At 71.9% G+C, this 21,415-nt stretch carries 13 protein-coding genes; 11 read left to right on the top strand and 2 right to left on the bottom strand.

What is annotated here, in order from left to right; all coding sequences use genetic code 11:
• Nucleotides 1-19: 19 nt before the first annotated feature.
• Nucleotides 20-1,144 carry a PQQ-dependent sugar dehydrogenase gene (locus tag BUE48_RS17685; protein ID WP_286990579.1) on the bottom strand — a complete coding sequence of 375 codons (1,125 nt, stop codon included), beginning with the start codon at nt 1,142-1,144 and terminating at the stop codon, nt 20-22.
• 780 nt (nt 1,145-1,924) lie between these two features.
• On the opposite strand from BUE48_RS17685, the gene BUE48_RS17680 reads away from it, so the two are divergent.
• From BUE48_RS17680 to BUE48_RS17650, 7 genes are all read left to right on the top strand, one after another.
• Nucleotides 1,925-4,756: a putative bifunctional diguanylate cyclase/phosphodiesterase gene (locus tag BUE48_RS17680; RefSeq protein ID WP_286990578.1), complete on the top strand. Its 2,832-nt coding sequence runs from the start codon at nt 1,925-1,927 to the stop codon at nt 4,754-4,756.
• Complete coding sequence (locus BUE48_RS17675; RefSeq protein ID WP_342610210.1) at nt 4,704-6,770, top strand: acetolactate synthase large subunit; 2,067 nt, start codon at nt 4,704-4,706, stop codon at nt 6,768-6,770. Before BUE48_RS17680 ends, BUE48_RS17675 begins: the two co-directional genes overlap by 53 nt.
• A 7-nt stretch (nt 6,771-6,777) precedes the next feature.
• On the top strand, nt 6,778-7,302 hold the full coding sequence (gene ilvN / locus BUE48_RS17670; RefSeq protein ID WP_012853872.1) for an acetolactate synthase small subunit: 525 nt from the start codon (nt 6,778-6,780) through the stop codon (nt 7,300-7,302).
• A gap of 65 nt (nt 7,303-7,367) precedes the next feature.
• Nucleotides 7,368-8,351, top strand: coding sequence for a ketol-acid reductoisomerase (gene ilvC / locus BUE48_RS17665; protein WP_041439965.1), 984 nt, complete (start codon nt 7,368-7,370; stop codon nt 8,349-8,351).
• A 216-nt stretch (nt 8,352-8,567) separates the two neighbouring features.
• Nucleotides 8,568-9,185 (top strand): PadR family transcriptional regulator, encoded by a 618-nt coding sequence (locus tag BUE48_RS17660; RefSeq protein ID WP_502694618.1) that lies wholly within the window; start codon nt 8,568-8,570, stop codon nt 9,183-9,185.
• Nucleotides 9,182-9,898, top strand: coding sequence for an ABC transporter ATP-binding protein (locus tag BUE48_RS17655; RefSeq protein WP_012853869.1), 717 nt, complete (start codon nt 9,182-9,184; stop codon nt 9,896-9,898). Before BUE48_RS17660 ends, BUE48_RS17655 begins: the two co-directional genes overlap by 4 nt.
• Nucleotides 9,895-12,540 (top strand): ABC transporter permease, encoded by a 2,646-nt coding sequence (locus BUE48_RS17650; protein WP_286990576.1) that lies wholly within the window; start codon nt 9,895-9,897, stop codon nt 12,538-12,540. Before BUE48_RS17655 ends, BUE48_RS17650 begins: the two co-directional genes overlap by 4 nt.
• 248 nt (nt 12,541-12,788) lie before the next feature.
• Here the strand turns inward: BUE48_RS17650 and BUE48_RS17645 are convergent, their stop codons facing one another.
• Nucleotides 12,789-13,577, bottom strand: a complete 789-nt coding sequence (locus tag BUE48_RS17645) for a hypothetical protein (RefSeq protein WP_148233049.1) — start codon at nt 13,575-13,577, stop codon at nt 12,789-12,791.
• An 824-nt stretch (nt 13,578-14,401) separates the two neighbouring features.
• Here BUE48_RS17645 and BUE48_RS17640 point away from each other — a divergent pair.
• From BUE48_RS17640 to BUE48_RS17625, 4 genes are all read left to right on the top strand, one after another.
• Entirely contained in the window at nt 14,402-15,892 is a 1,491-nt protein-coding gene (locus BUE48_RS17640) for a glycosyltransferase family protein (RefSeq protein WP_286990575.1), read from the top strand.
• A 752-nt stretch (nt 15,893-16,644) separates the two neighbouring features.
• The gene (gene serA, locus BUE48_RS17635) at nt 16,645-18,240 is read left to right on the top strand and encodes a phosphoglycerate dehydrogenase (RefSeq protein ID WP_012853865.1); all 1,596 of its coding nucleotides are present in this window, start codon (nt 16,645-16,647) and stop codon (nt 18,238-18,240) included.
• Between the two features lie 720 nt (nt 18,241-18,960).
• Nucleotides 18,961-20,022 (top strand): 3-isopropylmalate dehydrogenase, encoded by a 1,062-nt coding sequence (locus tag BUE48_RS17630; protein ID WP_286990574.1) that lies wholly within the window; start codon nt 18,961-18,963, stop codon nt 20,020-20,022.
• 163 nt (nt 20,023-20,185) lie between these two features.
• On the top strand, nt 20,186-21,289 hold the full coding sequence (locus tag BUE48_RS17625; RefSeq protein WP_012853862.1) for a branched-chain amino acid aminotransferase: 1,104 nt from the start codon (nt 20,186-20,188) through the stop codon (nt 21,287-21,289).
• Nucleotides 21,290-21,415: the final 126 nt, after the last annotated feature.

The raw sequence follows: 21,415 nt of genomic DNA, 5'->3' as shown, positions 1-21,415 counted from the left end.
TCCGCGCATGCGGCAGGGCTCACCGCCGCAGCGGAATGACCAAGATCCGGTCGTCACCCTCCATGGGTCCGCCCGCGCGGCGGCCGTCGTGGTTGCTGGTGGTCACCCACAGCGAACCGTCCGGGGCCCGCACCACCGCGCGCAGCCGCCCGTAGCGGCCCTCGTAGTGCGCGATGGGACGGCCCACCGTTCCGGTGTCGTCCACCGGGATCTGCCACAGCCGCTGCCCGCGCAGCGCGGCGGCCCACAGCGACCCGCTCGCGTACGCCAGGCCGGACGGGGAGGCCTCGTCGGTCGTCCACGTCACCAGCGGGTCGGCATAGCGGTCATCGCCGTCCCGGCCGCCTTCGACCTCGGGCCATCCGTAGTTGCGGCCCCGCTCGATCAGATTGATCTCATCGAAGCGGTTCTGCCCGAACTCGGTGGCGAACAGCCGCTCGCCCTTCCAGGCCAGCCCCTGCACGTTGCGGTGCCCGTAGGACCAGATGCGGGAGGCGAACGGGTTGCCGGGGGCCGCCTTCCCCTCCGGGGTGACCCGCAGGATCTTGCCGCCCAGCGACCCGCGGTCCTGCGCCAGGTCGGTCCGCCCCGCCTCACCGGTGGCGATGTACAGCATCCCGTCGGGGCCGAATGAGATCCGGCCCCCGTTGTGGATGCCGCCCTTGGGGATTCCGGTGACGATCGGCTGCGGCTTCGACAGCCCATCGCCGTCATAGCGGAACCGCACGACCCGGTTGTCCTCGTCCGCGGTGAAGTACAGGTAGATCTGCCGGTCCCGCTCATAGGAGGGGGACACCGCCACTCCCAGCAGGCCGCCCTCGCCGCCGGGCCGCACCCCCGGGACCTTCCCGACCTCGCTGAGCGCGCCCTGCGGGCTCACCCGCAGCAGCCGGGCGCTGTCGCGTTCGGTGACCAGCGCGTCCCCGCCGGGCAGGAAGGCGATCGCCCAGGGCACGCGCAGCCCGCGCACCAGCTCCCGCGGCCGCGTGGGGGAGACCGTCGCGGTGACGGCCGGGGAGGGCCGCCCGGTGGCGGCGGGCGGCGGAGGCGGGGGCGGCGCGCCGTCGCCGGAGCCGGAGGAGCACCCGGCCAGCACGATCGCTCCCGCGCCCAGCGCGATGGCCTTGCGGATGTCGATGGGCATGAAAGCTCTCCTTCGTCATCCTGCCTTACGGATACAAGGCCCGCCCGGTTCCCCGGCGAACCCTACGATCTGGGCCATGACGAGGCTTTGAGCAGCCGGTCAAGGACTTGGAGCAGCGGAACGGGCGCGTGCCGGCGCCGCTCATCCCGGGCGGCCCGCAGGCGCACAAGACGTTCGACGCCGACCTGCCGTCCCGGATGAAGGGCGGCGCGCGGCGCTGGACGTCACCGACCCCGAACCGCTGCCTCCCGCCCCCTGTGGCACATCCCGGAGCGTTCATCACGCCGCCCATCGGGATGACGCGGGCCTCGGCGCGCCGGACCGTCCGGCTCGTCCGCGAACGGGCACGCCGCTACCCGGTGGGGGAAATGTGCCGGAGCCGGAGCGCCGGTCCTAAATCACCGACAGTGACAGTGTCTGCCGGGCGGCCTCCCACGGGCAGGGCGGCCCGCGAGGCCGCGGCACGGCAGGGTTGTCGCCGGGTGGACGCTGAGCCTCAATCGCTCCGTGACCTACGGAACGTACATTGTGCAGCACGATGATCCCGCAGTGAGACCTATGGTGAAGACCACGTCGCCGGCTCCGGTCGGCGCCCGATGGCCCCGGAGAGGGGGTGGCGCCCGGTGGGGACGGCGACTTTCGGTTTTCTTCGGCCGGACCGGCGCGGCAGGGCACGAACGGGCACGGTGACCGCGTTATGTCCGATGACATGTCCGGTGACGGCCGAAACCGGTGAACCCTGTGGGGTCCACGGCCCGTAAGGCGGAAAGTGAGCGGCGAATGAGCGGCGAAAGCGCCAGGCGGTTTCCGCCTCGTGTGGTGCCGATCGGTGTCGTCGCGCTGGCAGCAGTGCTCTTCGTCCTGGTCTCGCTGCTGGGCGGCGGCGAGGTGGGCATGCCCGCCTGGGCGGAGACTGTGGCCGCGATGGCGGCGGTGGTGTCGCTGCTGGCCGCGGTGTTCCCGTTGCCCGTCCGGCGGCGGCAGGAGGCGGGCGAGGGCGGCGCGGCCGGCGGCGCGGGCCCGCCGCCGGTCCGCCGTGACCTGCGCCGGGACAGCTGGGGCTGGTTCGCCGTGGCCGCCGCCTGCTGGCTGGCCGGGTCGGTGGCCGGTGCGGTCTCCCCGGGCCTGCTGGACACCAGCAGCGGGGCGCTGTCGCTGGCCGACCTGTTCTACCTGGCCGCCATCGCCGCGCTGACCACCGGTTTCATCGTCCCGGTCCAGCTGCCGCGGGACGTGGGCACCTGGGTGCGCTACATCGCCGACACCTACGTGTGCGTGGCGGCGCTGTTCGTGTTCGGCTGGGTCGCGGAGTTCGGCACGCTCTACCACCTGTCGGGGGAGAGCCCCGCCGAGTTCGTCCTGGAGCTGCTCTACCCGCTGGTGGGCATCGTCCTGCTGTGGGGGGCGCTGCCGTTCGTGCTGGGCGCGGCCCGCCCCTACCGGCCCGGCGTGTGGACCGCCTACCTGGCGCTGACCGCGTTCGTGATCGCCGATGTGGTGTCCATGGCCGTCCGGCTGCGCGGGGACGCCGCCCCGGTCGGCGACATCGGGGACGCGGCGCGCGTGGCGGGGCTGCTGGCCCTCGGCCTGGCCCCCTGGATCACCCCTCCGCCGCGCGGCGATGAGCCGGCCGCCGAGGACGCCGAGTTCGACGGGGGCCTGCCGCGGGGCCGGATGATCGGTCCCGGGATCGCCCCGGCGGCGGTCGGCGCGGCCGCCGCGATCTTCGTCGCCGGTCACTCGCTGACCGGCTCGCGGGGGATGGAGCCGGTGGTGTCCCTGATCGCCGGCTCGGCGGTGCTGGTGATGCTGGCCCGCCTGGCCGGGCTGCAGCGGGAGAACGACGGGCTGCGGCGCGCGGTCGGCGCCGGCGAGGAGCACTTCCGGGCGCTCGCCGAGAGCATCAACGACCTGGTGCTGATCTGCGACTTGAACGGGGTGGTGCAGTACGTCTCCGACAAGGCGCACCGCACCTATGAGCACGTTCCCGACGACCTGCTCGGCCGCTCGGTGACCGAGTTCATCCACCCCGAGGACCTGCCGCACGTGGAGGAGGTCTACGGCGAGTTCCTGACCACCGACCGGCCCGCGCTGCGGATCTCCTGCCGGGTGCGCGCCGCCGACGGCACCTGGCTGCCCACGGAGTCCACCGTCTCCCGCTACACCTCCTCCCGGGTGCTGATCACCACCCGGGACCTGTCGGAGCAGGCCGCGCTGCAGCGCCAGGTCACCCACCTGACCTTCCACGACGGGCTGACCGGGCTGCCCAACCGGGCCTACTTCGAAGAGCGGGTGCACGAGGTGGTCGGCCGCGAGCCCAGCCCGGAGACGGTGGCGGTGCTGTTTGTGGACCTGGACGGTTTCACCGCGGTCAACGACTCGGCCGGGCACGCCGCCGGCGACCAGGTGCTGGCCCAGGCCGCCCGCCGGCTGCGCAGCGCCGTTCAGGCCGACGACACCGTGGCCCGCTGGGGGGGCGATGAGTTCGCGGTGCTGGTGGAGAACTCCGACGAGGCGCGTTCCATCGTGGAGCTGGCCGAACGGCTGCTGCGGGTGCTGACCGCCGAGCCGTATCGGGCCGGTGAGCGCGAGGTCGTGCTGAGCGCCAGCATCGGCATCGCCTTCGCCGACGACCCGCCCTCCGGCGACAGCGAACGGCGCAGCGGCGCCGAGCTGATCCGCAACGGCGATCTGGCGATGGCGCGGGCCAAGGAGCTGGGCGGCGGGCGCGTGGAGGTGTACGCCGCGCACATGCACACCGATGTGGTGCGGCGGCTGGAGCTGGGGGCCGACCTGCAGCGGGCGCTGGCCGAAGAGCAGTTCGCGCTGGAGTTCCAGCCGGTGGTCGAGCTGGACACCTCCCGGGTGACCGGGGTGGAGGCGCTGGTGCGGTGGTGGCGCGGCAGCGAGTCGGTGCCGCCGCAGGACTTCATCCGCCCCGCCGAGGAGTCCGGGCTGATGATCACGCTGGGCGACTGGGTGCTGCGCCAGGCCTGCCGCCAGGTGGCCCGCTGGCGCGCCGAGTCCTGGCAGGTGGACCTGTCGGTCAACTTCACCGCCCGGCAGATCGCCGCCCCCCGCTTCGTGGAGTCGGTGGCGCAGGTGCTGGAGGAGACCGGCCTGCCGCCCCAGGCCCTCACCGTGGAGGTCACCGAGGCGGTCCTGGTCGAGGACGCCGGGCAGACCGTCGAGCGGCTGTCGGCGCTGCGCGAGCTGGGGGTGCGGCTGGCCATCGACGACTTCGGCACCGGGTACGCCTCCCTGGCCCACCTGGGCCGGCTGCCGGTGGACGTGATCAAGATCGACCCGTCGTTCGTGGCCGGGCTGGGCCGCGATGAGACCCGGACCCTGCTGACCCGCGCCATCGTGCGGCTCGGCCACGACCTGGGGCTGACCGTGGTGGCCGAGGGCATCGAGCGGCCCGAGCAGCTGGAGCTGCTGCGCCAGATGAACTGCCCGCGCGGCCAGGGGTTCCTGGTGGCCCGCCCGATGGCGCCCGGCCCCGCCGAGTCGCTGCTGCGCACCAACCTCACCACCGTCCAGGACACCGTGCCGGACGATTCGGGGGAGCCGGGCGTCCGGCTGCCCGGATCGGCCCTGTCACCGGGCTGACCTGCCGTGCAGCGGCTCCGGCGGCGCCGTCGCCGCCGGAGACCGTCCAAGGTGTGTCTCAGATAATGAGATATCGGGTCGTGGATTTGACCAACGGCGGGGAAGTCGGCGAAGGTGTACCCGTGCAGAGCATCTCCACGATCCTCGTAGTACTTGGTCGGCGCGCAGGCTGACCAAGTCGTTTCGCCTGCGCGCGCCCCTCGACCGCCGGGACCGGCACGAGGGGTTTTTTGTTGGCCAGGATCACCTCTCCCACCAAGGAAAAGGCATGACGACCGAGCAGATGACGGGGGCTCAGGCGCTCATCCGCGCGCTGGAGAACGTCGGGGTCGACACCGTGTTCGGCATTCCCGGGGGGGCGATCCTCCCCGCCTACGACCCTCTCTTCGACTCCACCAAGGTGCGCCACATCCTGGTCCGGCACGAACAGGGCGCCGGGCACGCCGCGCAGGGATATGCGATGGTGACCGGCAAGGTCGGGGTGTGCATGGCCACCAGCGGGCCGGGCGCCACCAATCTGGTCACCCCGATCTCCGACGCCTACATGGACTCGGTGCCGATCGTGGCGATCACCGGCCAGGTCACCAGCGGCGCCATCGGCACCGACGCCTTCCAGGAGGCCGACATCGTCGGCATCACCATGCCGATCACCAAGCACAACTTCCTGGTCAAGGACCCCCACGACATCGCGCGCACCATCGTCGAGGCCTTCCACATCGCCTCCACCGGCCGTCCCGGCCCGGTCCTGGTCGACATCGCCAAGGACGCCCTGCAGGCCACCTTCGACTTCACCTGGCCCGAGTCCCCGCACCTGCCCGGCTACCGCCCGGTGACCCGCCCGCACGCCAAGCAGGTCCGCGAGGCCGCCCGGCTGCTGATGGAGGCCAAGCGCCCGGTGCTGTACGTGGGCGGCGGCGTGCTCAAGGCCGGGGCGGCGGCCGAGCTGAAGGTGCTGGCCGAGCTGACCGGCGCCCCCGTCGTCACCACGCTGATGGCCAAGGGCGCGCTGCCCGACAGCCACCCGCTGCACGTGGGCATGCCCGGCATGCACGGCACCGTCGCCGCGGTCGGCGCCCTGCAGCGGGCGGACCTGCTGGTGGCCCTCGGCGCCCGCTTCGACGACCGGGTCACCGGCAAGCTGGACAGCTTCGCCCCCGAGGCCAAGGTGGTGCACGCCGACATCGACCCGGCCGAGATCTCCAAGAACCGGCACGCCGACGTGCCCATCGTCGGCGACGCCCGCGAGGTCATCGCCGACCTGATCGTGGCGGTGCAGGCCGAGCACGAGGCCGGCCGGCGCGGCGACTACGCCGCCTGGTGGAAGCAGCTGCGGGCCTGGCAGGAGACCTACCCGCTGGGCTATGACCACCCCGAGGACGGCTCGCTGGCCCCCCAGTACGTCATCGAGCAGATCGGCAAGATCGCCGGCCCGGACGCCTACTACGTGGCCGGCGTCGGCCAGCACCAGATGTGGGCGGCCCAGTTCATCAAGTACGAGCGGCCCGGGGCGTTCCTCAACTCCGGCGGCGCCGGCACCATGGGCTATGCCATCCCGGCCGCCATGGGCGCCAAGGTCGCCAAGCCGGACGCCACGGTCTGGGCCATCGACGGCGACGGCTGCTTCCAGATGACCAACCAGGAGCTGGCCACCTGCGCCGTCGAGGGCATCCCGATCAAGGTCGCCATCATCAACAACGGCAACCTCGGCATGGTCCGCCAGTGGCAGACGCTCTTTTACAACGAGCGCTACTCCAACACCAACCTGCACTCCAAGCGGATCCCCGACTTCGTCAAGCTGGCCGAGGCCTACGGCTGCGTCGGGATGCGCTGCGACCGGGCCGAGGACGTCGAGGAGACCATCCGCAAGGCCATGGAGATCAACGACACCCCGGTGGTCATCGACTTCGTCGTCCACCAGGACGCCATGGTCTGGCCCATGGTCGCCGCCGGGACCAGCAACGACGACATCAAGATCGCGCGGGATCTCGCGCCCGAGTGGGAGAACGGGGACTGAGGACCCAATGAGCCGTCACACGCTCTCGGTGCTGGTGGAGAACAAGCCGGGCATCCTGGCCCGGGTCGCGGCGCTGTTCTCCCGGCGCGGATTCAACATCGACTCCCTGGCGGTGGGCACCACCGAGCATCCGGAGATCTCCCGGATGACCATCGTGGTCAACGTCGAGGACCACCCGCTGGAACAGGTCACCAAGCAGCTCAACAAGCTGGTCAACGTGCTGAAGATCGTGGAGCTGGACCCGAGCTCCTCGGTGCAGCGCGAGCTGATCCTCGTTAAGGTGCGGGCCGACGCCGAGACCCGCTCCCAGGTGCTGGAGACCGTCCAGCTGTTCCGCGCCAAGGTCGTCGACGTGGCCCCCGAGGCGGTCACCATCGAGGCCACCGGCAACCGTGACAAGCTGGAGGCCCTGATCCGCGTGCTGGAGCCGTTCGGTATCAAAGAGCTGGTGCAGTCGGGCATGGTCGCCATCGGCCGCGGCGCCCGCTCCATCACCGACCGGTCCCTGCGCGCACTGGACCGCAGCGCCTGACGGGCCCGCCGGCGCCGGGTCAGGCCGTCCCTTCACTTCTAGAGAGGCATACGCAAGTGGCTGAAATGTTCTACGACAACGACGCCGACCTGAGCGTCATCCAGGGCCGGCACGTGGCCGTGATCGGGTACGGCAGCCAGGGGCACGCGCACGCGCTGTCGCTGCGGGACTCGGGCGTGGACGTCCGGGTCGGGCTGCAGGAGGGCTCCAAGAGCCGGGAGAAGGCCGAGGCCGACGGGCTGCGGGTGGTCACCCCGGCCGAGGCGGCCGAGGAGGCCGACCTGATCATGATCCTGGCCCCCGACCACGTCCAGCGCGACCTGTACAACACCCAGATCAAGCCCGCGCTGGTCGAGGGCGATGCGCTGTTCTTCGGGCACGGCCTCAACATCCGCTACGGCCTGATCGAGCCGCCCGAGGGCGTGGACGTGGCGATGGTGGCCCCCAAGGGCCCCGGCCACCTGGTCCGCCGCCAGTTCACCGCCGGGCGCGGCGTGCCGGTGCTGGTCGCGGTGGAGAAGGACGCCAGCGGGAACGCCTGGCCGCTGGCGCTGTCGTACGCCAAGGCCATCGGCGGCCTGCGGGCCGGCGGCATCAAGACCACCTTCGCCGAGGAGACCGAGACCGACCTGTTCGGTGAGCAGGCCGTGCTGTGCGGCGGCGTCTCCGAGCTGATCAAGGCCGGGTTCGAGACCCTCATCGAGGCCGGCTACCAGCCGGAGGTGGCCTACTTCGAGTGCCTGCACGAGATGAAGCTCATCGTCGACCTCATGTACGAGGGCGGCATCCAGAAGATGTACTGGTCGGTGTCGGACACCGCCGAGTACGGCGGCTACACCCGCGGCCCGCGCATCATCACCCCCCAGACCAAGGAGGCGATGAAGCAGATCCTGGCGGAGATCAAGTCCGGGGAGTTCGCCAAGGAGCTGGTGGCCGAGTTCGACGGCGGCCAGGTCAACCACCTCAAGTACCGCGAGGAGCTGGGCAACCACCCGATCGAGAAGACCGGCGCCAAGCTCCGCCCGATGATGAGCTGGCTGAACGACTGACGGTTCTTCCCGGTCACGGGGAAGGCGGATCGGAGCGTCCCCGGCCGCATCGGCCCTTTGCCGGGACGGCCGCCTGATCCGTTCGCGCTCGGCACGGCCCGCCGCGACGTCCGTTGCGGCGGGCCGTCGCCGTCTCCGGCCGCTTCTTCTGGCCGCTTCCGGACGGGGTGCATACTCGGTATTGCCCTGGGCATACGCGGTATGCATACTGCGTATGTGTCCATTCGTCATGGTCTGTTGGCCCTGCTGTCTCAGGGGCCTCGCTACGGGTATCAGCTTCGCGCGGAGTTCGAGGCGTCCACCGGCGCCACCTGGCCGCTGAACATCGGCCAGGTCTACTCCACGCTGTCACGTCTGGAACGCGACGGTCTGGTCACCAAGGGAGAGGCCGACGCCGAGGGCCGTTTCGTCTACAACATCACTCCCACCGGCGAGGAGGAGGTGCGCCGCTGGTTCACCACCCCCGTCGCCCGCGCCGACCGGCCCCGCGACGAACTGGCCATCAAGCTGGCGATGGCCGTCACCACGCCCGGCGTCGACGTCCGTGACGTCGTGCAGGCCCAGCGCACCGCCACGCTGCGCACGCTGCGCGACCTGACCCGGCTCAAGGCCGACGCCCCCGCCGTGCCCGCCGGCCCGGCCGAGAGCGCCTGGCGGCTGGTGCTGGAATCCATGATCTTCCAGGCCGAGGCCGAGGTGCGCTGGCTGGACCACTGCGAGGCGTTCATGACCCGCATCGACGTGGGGTTCCGCCCGGCGGTGCGGGTCGCCGACGAACCGCCCGCGCCCGAGCCCTCTGCCCCCGCGCCCGGACGGACGGGGGAGCGGCGATGAGCGTGCTCGTCATGCGCGAGGTCTCGCGCGACCACGGCGCCGGGCCGAACCTGGTGCACGCCCTGCGCGGCGTCAGCCTCCATGTGGAGGCCGGGGAGTTCGTGGCGGTGATGGGGCCGTCCGGCTCCGGCAAGTCCACCCTGCTCAACCTCGCCGGCGGGCTCGACCGGCCCACCGGCGGGCGGGTGCTGGTGGAAGGCGTCGATCTGAGCACCCTGGGCAAGGCGGAGCTGGCGCGGCTGCGGCGCCGCAGCATCGGCTACGTCTTCCAGGACCTCAACCTCATCCCCGCGCTGACCGCGGCGGAGAACGTGATGCTGCCCCGCGAGCTGGACGGCGTGCGCACCGCCCAGGCCCGGCGCGAGGCGCTGCGGGCATTGGAGGAGGTCGGCGTCCCCGAGCTGGCCGACCGGTTCCCCGACGAGATGTCCGGCGGGCAGCAGCAGCGCGTGGCGATCGCCCGGGCACTGGTGGGGGAGCGGCGGCTGATGCTCGCCGACGAGCCGACCGGGGCGCTGGACACCGCCACCGGCGAGGAGGTCATGCGCCTGCTGCGGGCCCGCTGCGACGCCGGGGCCGCCTGCCTGATGGTCACCCACGAATCCCGGCACGCCGCCTGGGCCGACCGGGTGGTGTTCCTGCGCGACGGCGTGATCGTCGACGCCACCGGGAGCCCCGCCGGCCCCGAGAGCCTGCTGGAGGGCGCCCGGTGAACCTCGGCGGCTACCGGGTGGCGCTGCGCGTCGCCCGGCGGGACGCGCTGCGCGACAAGGGCCGCAGCGCCTTGGTGCTGTGCATGATCGGTGTCCCGGTGCTGGCCATCGTGGCGCTGGCGGTGCTGTATGCGACCTACGACTGGAATCCCGTCGAGCGCCTGCCCCACGAGCTCGGCCGCGCCGACGCCCGGCTGCAGTACGTCGGCGGCCCGGTCTCCCAGGACGTCCTCGGCGAGTACTGGGAGCACCTGGAGGAGCCCGATGAGGTGGCGCCCGGCGACTCGTGGGACACCCCGCAGGTCGCCCAGGCGGTGACCGCGCGGTTCGGGCCCGGTGCCCGCGTTCTGCCGCTGCTCGACGGCGCCACCGACCTGCGCACCCCCCGCGGCTACTCCTGGGTGGGAGTGCGCGAGGTGGACCTGCGCGATCCGGCCACCGCCGGCATGCTGACCCTCCTGGAAGGGCGGCTGCCGGCCTCCCACGAGGAGGTGGCGGTCTCCGAAGGGCTGCGCGACCGCGGCTACCGCATCGGCGGGACCATCCGCCTGACCCGCGCCGACACCCCCAAACGGATCGTCGGCCACCTCGCCGACCCACTGGGCGAGCCCTACGGCCAGTTCGTCCAGACGCTGCCGGGCAGCGGCCTGATCCCGGCCGAGGAACGCTCCCCCGAGTGGCTGCTGGTCGCCGGCAGGGCGGTCACCTGGCCGGATGTGGAGCACCTCAACCGGCTCGGCCTGGTGGTCACCTCGGCCGAACTCGTCCGCGACCCTCCCTCCGGGGCCGGCCTGCAGTCCATGGAGGAGACGAGCCCGGCCTTCATCGCGGTCGTCGCGATGGCCGTGGCGATGATCGTGCTGGAGGTCGTGCTGCTGGCCGGGCCCGCGTTCGCCGTCGGCATCCGCCGGCAGCGCCGCCGGCTCGCCCTGGTGCTGGCGGCCGGTGGCGAGCCCCGCCACCTGCGGGCCATGGTGCTGGCCGTGGGCGCGGTGCTGGGCATCCTCGCCGCGGTGGCGGGCGCCGTGCTCGGGCTGGGGCTGGCCGCGGCGGCCGTCCCGGTGCTGGAACGCCTCACCGGCAACCGGATGGGGCCCTATGAGGTGCCCTGGAAGCTGGTGGCGGCGCCCGTGGCGCTGGGCGCGCTCAGCGGGCTGCTGGCCGCCTGCGTGCCCGCCGTCCAGGCGGCCCGGACGGACGTGGTGGCGGCGCTGGCCGGACGGCGGGAGCGGGCACGCGGGCGCGGCCGGATCGGCTGGCCGATCGCCGGGGCGTTCGCCATCGCCGGGGGAGTGGTGCTCAGCCTGGGCGGGATCCGCTTCTGGCAGGAGTTCGGCCCCGCGTTCGGAGCGGCGGCGATCATCGTGGGCTGCGTGATGATCAGCCCGTGGCTGGTGGGCGTCACGGCCCGCCCGGCCCGCGCGCTGCCGCTGCCGCTGCGGCTGGCCGTCCGTGACGGCGCCCGCCATAGGGGCCGCACCGCGCCGGCCGTCGCCGCGATCATGGCCGCGGTCGCGGGCGTCACCGCACTGGCCATCGGGGGCGCCAGCGACTTCGCTCAGCAGCGCATCGAATACCAGGCGGAATTGCCGATGGGCTCGGCCCTGGTCGGGATCAACGAAGGGCGCGCCGAGCAGATCCGCCGGGTTCTCCACAAGGAACTGCCCGGCGTGCCGCTCCGCGAGGTGTACCTGGCCGACTCTCTGTCCGGCTGCGAGGCGACCGAGACCCCGCGCTGCCGATGGCTGCGGCTGGGCCGCAAGTCGACGCTGGAGGGCAACCTCGTGGCCGTGCGGCCGGGCGACGTGGGGCTGCTGCTCGGCCGCCACGACCCCGAAGCGGTCCGGGTGCTGGAGGAAGGCGGGATCATCCTGCCCAACGGCCGCAAGACCGACGGCAGGGTAATGGATCTGCGGCTCATGGAGGAGCGGCCGCCGAAAGACCCCGAAGGCGAGCCTAAAAGACGGGTCGTGCGCGAGTTCAAGGCGCCGGTGCTAACGGTCCCCGAACCGCTGCCCAGTGAGGCCGTGGCGGTGATATCGGTGCGGTCCGCCCGCGAGCTGGGGCTGCCGACCACGCTGAGGTACTACGGGATCGACCGCGCCGACCACCGGGTGACCCCCGCGCAAGAGGAGCAGATCACCGAGCGCATCGCGGCGCTCCTGCCCGAGGACATCTCACCGGACCTCTATGTCGAACGCGGATTCACCGAGTCGTTCGCGGTGCCGCTGCTGCTGCTCGCGCTGGCCGGCGGGATCATGGTGTTCGGCGGGTCGATGATCGTCACCGGGCTGTCCATCGCCGACGCCCGGCCCGATCTGGCCACCCTCGCCGCGGTGGGCGCCCGGCCCGGCACCCGGCGGCTGCTGACGATGAGCCAGGCCGCCTTCACCGCGCTGCTGGGCTGCTGGCTGGGCATCGCCGCCGGAATCGTCCCGGGCATCGCGGTGGCCTATCCGCTCACCGACAACTCCTACCTCACCGCTCCTTCCGCGGACCGGTCCGCCGAGATGCACGGGGTGATCATCGACATTCCCTGGGCGCTGCTGGCCGCCCTCGGCCTGCTCGTCCCCCTCCTGGCGGCCCTCGCCGCGGGCATGTTCACCCGCTCCCGGCTGCCCGTCACCCGCCGCATCGGCTGACCCGGGGGTACGGGGCCCGCCTTCACGCCCCGCACCCCCGGACACGGCGACGGCCGGACGCGCTTTCCGGCCGGGCGCCTCTGCGGGCCCGGCAACGCTTGAGGCAGTCTGCGCCCCTCGGGAATGCGGCCATGGCTTTGCTTCGCATCTCGCATCTTCGGGTGCGGACGCGCTTTCCGGCCGGGGCGCCTTCGTAGGCCCGGCGTTCCTGGCGGCGGTAAGAAGCCCCGAGGGCTCTTTCCCGGCCGTCAGCGGATGAGGCGGCGGATGATCCTGGTGCGCAGCGGGACGGGGCGGCGCACGCCGCCGACCTTGACCGCCAGATAGCCGCCCTTGGTGAAGTACGCCGTGGCATCGACCCTCCCCTCGGGCATGCGGATCTGGTGCCGCCGGGGATCGGTCGGCAGCCGCGGGTCGCGGACCTTGCCGAAGCGCGCCTGCCGGCGCACCCCATGGACGGTCACCGCCACATGGGTGTCCCAGCGGCCCGCCCCGACCTCGGTGAAGTCGATCAGGGCCTCGAACCCGTCCTCCCGGGGCGTGGTGGAGAAACGGTGCTCGGCTCCGCTGGTCCGCTCCCGCAAGATCAGCTCGGTCGTCACCGTGCGCGCCTCGACCCGCTCCAGCGCCGCCCAGCCGCGGATGCGCAGCCGGTCGCCCTGCCAGCCCACCGCGTCGAGCCGGTGCCCGGCCTGCACCTCACTGGTGATGTCGGCGTCCTGCCGGGGCACGCCGCGCAGGTAGGGGTAGATCGCATACACCCGGCCGCCGACGACCACGGCGCCGCTGCGCCGCCCCTCGGTCTCGTCCCGGATCATCCGCTCCAGCTCCTCATCCAGCCCGTGCTGGATGCAGAACGCCCGTATCCGGTAGGCGGACGGGAGCGCGGCGCGCACCTCATCGCTCAGCCCGTCGCCGAGGACGTGCCGGGTGCCCTCCAGCAGCCGGGTGCGCTGCCGGCTGTTGAGGTCGAGGAACCGGTGGTCGTACACGCGCAGGACGTCGTGCAGCACGCTCGCTTCCGGTTCCGCCGTCAAAGGACTCTCCTGTGGTCGGTGCACATACGGGGGCCAGGGTCACGGTAGGGGGTCGGCGACCTTCGGCACCGGGAAAACGGCACACGTGCCGCCAGACCCGCCGGTAGCCGTCACCTCGGCATTCCATGATCCAATAGCAGAGTCCGGCCGGTGGGGGAAACCGGTTCCCATCGGTCGTGTCGCCGCAAGAGGGACGCCGCAAGAAGAACCACGAGAGGAGCCGCGAGAGGAGCAAGGTGCTCCGGCGGCCGTGAGGGCACCTGAGACATACGGCGCGTCTTTCTTCGTTGTGCACTCACAGAGAACCCGGTGCCGCGTCCTGCTCCAGGCGGGTGCCGGCGTGCGACGTTTCGCCTGTTCGCTGTCCGGGGTGGGACGGCCGATGGATTTGGCTGTCTCAGGGGAGGGTTTTCCCTGCCATTGGGCGTGGGGTGCGGTGGCCGGCGGGGGCGTCTGGTGCATGGTGTCACGTGCGTCCCCGGCGGAGCGTCCGGGACGCCCGAACACGAAGGCTTGGAACGGGCATGCCGGACGTGTGCGGCACACCACGCCGGCGGAGCGGAGCGGCCGAACCCGCACGGGATCTCGCCGCAGCCAATATCATCGGCGAATACCCGGCGGAGTGGAGCGGGCCGTCTCGATCCCGCTGCCACGGTCGACGATCGCGCACACCCCCGCGGCTCGGGGTGGTGGACATCTGGCGTATGTCCGGGATCTCGGCTCCCCAGACAGGCAGGAGGCCGCATGCAAGCGTTGACCGCACCTGGGTTCGGCGGGACCGCCGGACGACGCCCGGCCCGGCATCGCGGCAGCGGGGAGCGCGCGTGAACGTCCGGACGCTGCGGGCGGGCGGCGCCGCCGTGGCGCGCCGGGCCCGGGAGCTGCTCGGCCGGCACCGGGTGTTCATACCGCTGCTGGTGGCCGCGGCGGCGCTGCGCGTGGTGACCATGCTCGGTTACCGGTCGGTGATGTGGTTCCCCGACTCCTACGACTACGTCTCGGCGGCGGTGCGGCTGGAGCCGGGGCTGATCCGGCCCAGCGGTTACCCGCTGCTGCTGTGGCTGCTGAAGGGCTTCCACAGCTTCACGCTGGTCGCCGCGCTGCAGCACCTCATGGGGCTGGGCATCGCCGTGATGATCTACGCGGTGCTGCGCCGCCGTTTCGCCGTCCGCGGCTGGATCGCGGCGCTGGCCACCGTGCCGGTGCTGTTCGACGCCTTCCAGATCCAGCTGGAGCACCTGGTCCTGTCGGACACGCTGTTCGCCTTCCTGGTCATGGCCGCGGTGACCGTCCTGCTGCTGGGCGGGTCCACCGCCCGCAACTGCGCGCTGGCCGGGATCCTGCTGGGCCTGGCCGCGATCACCCGCTCGGTGGGGCTTCCGCTGCTGGCCGTCGGCGTGCTCTACCTGCTGGTGCGGCGGGCCGGCTGGCGGCCGGTCGCCGCGCTGGCCGGGGCCTGCGCCCTGCCGATCGCCTGCTACCTGCAGTGGTACCACTCCCACCACGGCCGGCTGGAGCTGACCGGCAGCTCCGGAGTCATGCTCTACAGCCGTTCGATGGCGTTCGCCGACTGCGAGAAGATGCGCCCGCCGCCGGAGGAGATGCCGCTGTGCGTGGCGGCCCACCCCTCTGAACGCAAGGCGCCCGGCTCGTATGTGTGGGGGCAGTTCGCCCCGGTGCGCCGCATCCCCGGCAGCTCCTTCACCGCCGAGCAGAACCGGCTCGCCGGGTCGTTCGCCAGGCGGGCCATGCTCGCCCAGCCCGGCGACTACCTGCGGACCGTCGCCATCGATGTGGCGCGCACCTTCCAGTGGGGCCACCCGGTCTACCCGGAGGAGTTCACCTACGGCCACTACCTGTTCCGCGACGAGACGGCCCGCCCGCCCGAGCACGTGCTGCCCGCGCTGCAGGAGTACCGGCGGGGCGGCCGGGTCACGACCGAAGTCGTCCACCCTTACGCCGGTTTCATGCAGGTCTACCAGCGGCACGTCTACCTGCGGGGCACCGTGCTGGGGGTCATCTTGGCGATCGGGCTGGCCGGGGCGGCGGCCGCCTGGCGACGCGGCGGCGTGCTGATCATGCTGCCGTGGACGCTGTCGGCCGTGCTGATCGTCGTCCCGGCCGCGACCGCCCAGTTCGACTACCGCTACGTGCTGGCCGCCGTGCCGCTGGCCTGCCTGGCCGCCGGCGCCGCCGCCGGCCTCGGCGGGCGCCGCACCGCCGAGGCCCCGCCCGGCGACCCCCGGGACACCCCGGACGGGCCGCGGGAGACACTCGGCTCCCGCGGCGGCATCCCGGCCGGCGCCACGCTCTGACCGCCAGGACGCGCCTCCGGAAACCGCTTGCGCACTTCGGGCCTGCCCTCGGAAGAGGGCGGTACGTCGTTGCCGCACCGGTGCCTTGGGACGGCTGAGGTGCGGGGCCGGAACGTTCGGTGGGTGTGTGTCCGGGCGTCGTCTGTGCGGGGGCCTGTCTTTGGGACGGTGGGCGGTGCGTTGTTGTCGCACCGGTGTCTTGGGACGGCTGAGGTGCGCGGTTCGGGGCGTTCGGTGAGCGCCGTGGTTTTTGATCGGCGGGTGCGTGTCCGGGGGCCGTCTGCGGAGCCTGGGACTCGTCCTCGGGAAGGCGGGCGGCGTAGCACCGCCATACCGTGCCTTTGGGGACGGCCGAGATGCGCGGTTCGGGGCTTTCGGCAGGGGCCGGCCTGAACGGTGGATCCACGACCAGAGCCGTTATCGGCGGGTCCGGCAAAAGGTGTTGTTCGTCACGTCGTCAGGTGTTGGTCACCTCGGTTCTTCGAAAGCGGTGAGCGGCCGCCGTGGAGAATGAGGCCGCCGCGGGCGGTGCGCGGATGCTTTGAGAGGAAGGCGAAACCGCTCGGCGGCTGCCGAACCTGATGGATCGCCGCATTCAGTGCGTTCTGGGACGTGCCTGCCGCCGCGTCCGGGGAAGTGAGCGGCGGCGGCTAGACTTCACGTACGGGGCGAGGCACACGAGGGGGTGGACTCGCTGACCTCAGCTGCACATCCATGACCTCAGCTGCAAATCCACATCCAAAGGACTTTCCTTGAGCAAGCCTGTCGTCCTCGTAGCCGAAGAACTCTCACCGGCCGGAATCGAGCTGCTGGCGGCCGACTTCGACGTCCGTCACGTCGACGGCTCCGACCGGTCCGCGCTGCTGCCCGCCGTCGCCGAGGTGGACGCCCTCATCGTGCGCAGCGCCACCAAGGTCAACGCCGAGGTGTTCGAGCACGCCAAGAAGCTGCGCGTGGTGGCGCGCGCCGGGGTCGGGCTCGACAACGTCGACGTGGAGGCCGCCACCAAGGCCGGGGTCATGGTGGTCAACGCCCCCACCTCCAACATCGTCACCGCCGCCGAGCACGCCATCGCGCTGCTGCTGGCCACCGCGCGGAACGTGCCACAGGCCCACGCCGCCCTCAAGCAGGGCGAGTGGAAGCGCTCCAAGTACACCGGCGTGGAGCTGCAGGGCAAGACCGTCGGCGTGCTGGGCCTGGGCCGCATCGGCGTGCTGGTGGCCCAGCGGCTGGCCGCCTTCGACATGGAGATCATCGCCTACGACCCCTATGTGCAGGCGGCCCGCGCCGCCCAGCTGGGCGTCAAGCTGGTCTCCCTGGAAGAGCTGCTGCGCGAAAGCGACTTCATCACCGTCCACCTGCCCAAGACCCCCGAGACCATCGGGTTGATCGGGGACAAGGAGCTGCACCTGGTCAAGCCGTCGGTGCGGATCATCAACGCCGCCCGCGGCGGGATCGTCGACGAGAACGCGCTGGAGGCGGCGCTCAAGGAGGGCCGGGTGGCCGGCGCCGGGCTGGATGTGTTCGCCAACGAGCCGTGCACCGACAGCCCGCTGTTCCACCACGACAACGTGGTGGTCACCCCGCACCTGGGCGCCAGCACCCACGAGGCGCAGGAGAAGGCCGGCACCCAGGTGGCCCGCTCGGTCAAGCTGGCGCTGAGCGGGGAGTTCGTGCCGGACGCGGTCAACGTGCAGGGCGGCGCGGTGGCCGAGGACGTCAAGCCCGGTCTGCCGCTGGCCGAGAAGCTGGGCCGCATCTTCACCGCGCTGGCCGGCGGGGTGCCGGTCCGGCTGGAGGTGGTGGTGCGCGGCGAGATCACCGCCCACGACGTCAAGGTGCTGGAGCTGGCCGCGCTCAAGGGCGTCTTCCTGGACGTGGTGGAGGACGCGGTGACGTTCGTCAACGCCCCGCTGCTGGCCCGCGACCGGGGCGTGGAGGTCACCTTGACCACCACCGAGGACAGCCCCGACTGGCGCAACGTCGTCCAGGTCAAGGGCACCATGACCGACGGCACGGTGGTGTCGGTGTCGGGCACTCTCACCGGCCCCAAGCACATCGAGCGGATCGTCGAGATCAACGGCTACGACATGGAGCTGGTGCCGGCCGAGCACATGGCGTTCTTCTCCTACACCGACCGGCCGGGCATCGTCGGGGTGGTCGGCAGGCTGCTGGGCGACGCCCAGATCAACATCGCCAGCATGCAGGTGGGCCGCAGCTCCAAGGGCGGCAAGGCGCTGATCGCGCTGACCGTGGACTCGGCCATCGGCCCGGACCTGCTGGAGACCATCCGCACCGAGATCGGCGCCGACATGGGCCGCCGCGTCGACCTCGACGGCAACGACTGACGCCGCCGTCTCGGCGCGCATCCCGCCGGGACGGCTCGTGCCGCCGCAGAGCGCGTCCTTGACCGCACCGGCCGTGGGCGCGCTCTGCGGCGCTTTCCGGTTCACCGGTCGCTTGCCGGGCGAGGCGGCGACGCCGTCCCACCCCCTCGCTGCCGCCCCCGCAGCCGCGGCGTCGAGGCCGCCTCGCCTTGGACCGGTCCCAAACCGCGTGAAATGGGCCGATGAGGTGGGATGACCCCTTTACGGGCGGGTAACATCGCAGGTGGGGCAGGCGACGCCCGCGGAAATCCTGCGAGGCCGCCGAGGCCACCGCACCGGCGTCCCCGACCGGAACCGGCGCCGGACCGGCCGCATCGCCCGCGTTCCGCCGCTTTCGCGGCGACCACCGAGTCTTTCAGGCCCGCACCCCCGGGCGCCGGAACCTGAGAACCCAGCGCCGTCGCGCACCGGCGCCGATCGCGATCTTTCCCTCTCTTCCCGTATGACCTGCGGAGACGACGGACGGGGAAAGGGGCCGGCAGCAACGACCACCACGGAGACGACCATGACCGACATCCACCCGCAGCCCACCGAGGACGAGGCCCGCCAGGAGGCCGCCAAGGCCCTGCAGGACGCCCTGGACCGCCGCGACAACGGAGGCCGCACCCCCAGGTGAGGGTCCCTCATCCGGCATATGAGATCAATGCCCGACCACTGAGATCAATGCACTAAGGTACGGCCATGGCTTCCAGCAGTACCCGCACCGTTCGTCTGGCCGTCATCCCCGGAGACGGGATCGGTCCCGAGGTCGTCGCCGAAGGGCTCAAGGTGCTCGACGCCGTGGCCCCCGCCCATGGCCTGGTCTTCGACCGGACCACCTACGACCTGGGAGCGGCCCGCTGGCACCGCACCGGTGAGACGCTGCCGGACTCGGTGCTGGAGGAACTGCGCGGCCAGGACGTCATCCTGCTGGGCGCGGTCGGCGACCCGAGCGTCCCCAGCGGCGTCCTGGAGCGGGGGCTGCTGCTGCGCCTGCGGTTCGAGCTGGACCACTACGTCAACCTGCGCCCGGTGAAGCTGTTCCCGGGCGTGAAGACCCCGCTGGCCGACGTCACCCCCGACGACATCGACATGGTCGTCGTCCGGGAGGGCACCGAGGGCCCCTACACCGGGGTCGGCGGGGTGCTGCGCAAGGGCACTCCCCAGGAGGTCGCCACCCAGGAGAGCGTCAACACCGCCTACGGGGTCGAGCGGGTCATCCGCTACGCCTTCGAGCAGGCCGCCGCCCGGCCGCGCAAGAAGCTCACGCTCGTCCACAAGGACAACGTGCTGACTTTCGCCGGTGACCTCTACCAGCGCACCCTCAAGCGGGTCGCGGCCGAATACCCGCAGGTCACCACCGACTACTGCCACGTCGACGCGGCGACGATGTTCTTTGTGAACAACCCGCAGCGCTTCGACGTGATCGTCACCGACAACCTGTTCGGCGACATCATCACCGACATCGGCGCCGCCATCGCCGGCGGCATCGGGCTGGCCGCCTCCGGCAACGTCAACCCCGACCGCACCGCCCCGTCGATGTTCGAGCCGGTGCACGGCAGCGCCCCCGACATCGCCGGGCAGGCCAAGGCCGACCCGACCGCCACCATCCTGTCGGTGGCCATGCTGCTGAACCACATCGGCGCCACCGAGGCCGCGCGTGCGGTGGAGCAGGCCGTCTCGGCGGACCTGGCCGAGCGTGGCACCGCCGTGCGCGCCACCCACGAGGTCGGCGACGCCATCGCCAAGCGAGTAGTCGGCTAGCGGCACGCCCTCCGCTGGTTGCGGCATGACTCTCCGGGCGTGCCCCACGGGCCGCCCGGTTTTTGGTGCGCCCGTGATCCCAGGAGAGCCGGACGAAGTATCACAATGGGAGTGCCAGCGCGGCGACGAGGCCCGCCGGCCGCTCCGGGAGAGGACCCAGATCATGAGCAGCACCTTGGACTTCGATATCAAGCTTTCCCAAAACCCCACCCCGCAGCAGGAGCGGGAGCGCATCCTGGCCAATCCCGGATGGGGCCAGCACTTCACCGACCACATGATCACCATCCGGTACTCGGCCGACCGCGGCTGGCACGACGCCCGGCTGGAGCCGTACGGGCCGATCACGCTGGACCCGGCCACCCAGGTCTTCCACTACGCCCAGGAGATCTTCGAAGGCACCAAGGCCTACGCCCAGGCGGACGGCTCGATCGTCACCTTCCGCCCCTACAGCAACGCCGCGCGCTTCAATCGCTCGGCCCGCCGCATGGCCATGCCGGAGATCCCCGAGGAGCTGTTCGTGCGGTCGCTGGAGCTGCTGGTCAGCACCGACCGCGACTGGGTGCCCCGGACCGAGGGCTACAGCCTGTACCTGCGCCCGTTCATGTTCGCCACCAGCCGGGCCCTCGGGGTGCAGCGTCCCTCGCAGGAGTACCTGTTCATGGTGATCGCCTCCCCGTCCGGCCTGTACTACCCGCAGGGCATCAAGCCGGTGACGGTGTGGATCTCCACCGACTACACCCGGGCCGCGCCCGGCGGCACCGGCGAGGCCAAGTGCGGCGGCAACTACGCCGCCTCCTTCGCCGGGCAGGCCGAGGCGCTGGAGCACGGCTGCGACCAGGTGGTCTGGCTGGACGCCGCCGAGCGCCGCTGGGTGGAGGAGGTCGGGTCGATGAACCTGATGTTCGTCTACGGCTCCGGCCCGGATGCCCGCATCCTCACCCCGGCCCTCACCGGCACCCTGCTGCCCGGCGTGACCCGCGACTCGCTGCTCAAGCTCGCCCCCGACCTGGGCATCCCGGTGGAGGAGGGGAAGATCTCCATCGACCAGTGGGAGGCCGACTGCGCCTCCGGGAAGATCACCGAGGTGTTCGGCTGCGGCACCGCGGCGATCATCAGCCCGGTGGGCGGGGTCAAGGGCCCCGGCCGGGAGTGGAAGATCGGCGATGGCGAGCCCGGCCCGATCTCCATGCGGCTGCGCGAGGAGCTGATCGGCATCCAGTACGGCACCCGCCCCGACCCCTACGGCTGGGTCCACAAGATCGCCTGATCGTCGCGCTCTCCTGGGACGCTCTCCCTTTCGGAAACGTGCCTCATCCATCCGGCGGACGGCACGCACCGCCCGCCGGATGGAGCGCTTCGCCCGCTCAGGGACGCCCTTCCCCCGCCAAAGGCG

Source organism: Thermomonospora sp. CIF 1 (assembly GCF_001896795.1).
In the GTDB taxonomy this organism is placed as follows: Bacteria; Actinomycetota; Actinomycetes; order Streptosporangiales; family Streptosporangiaceae; genus Thermomonospora; species Thermomonospora curvata.
Note: the sequence above shows the minus strand (reverse complement) of the source record. Positions and strands in the feature narration are given on the sequence as shown.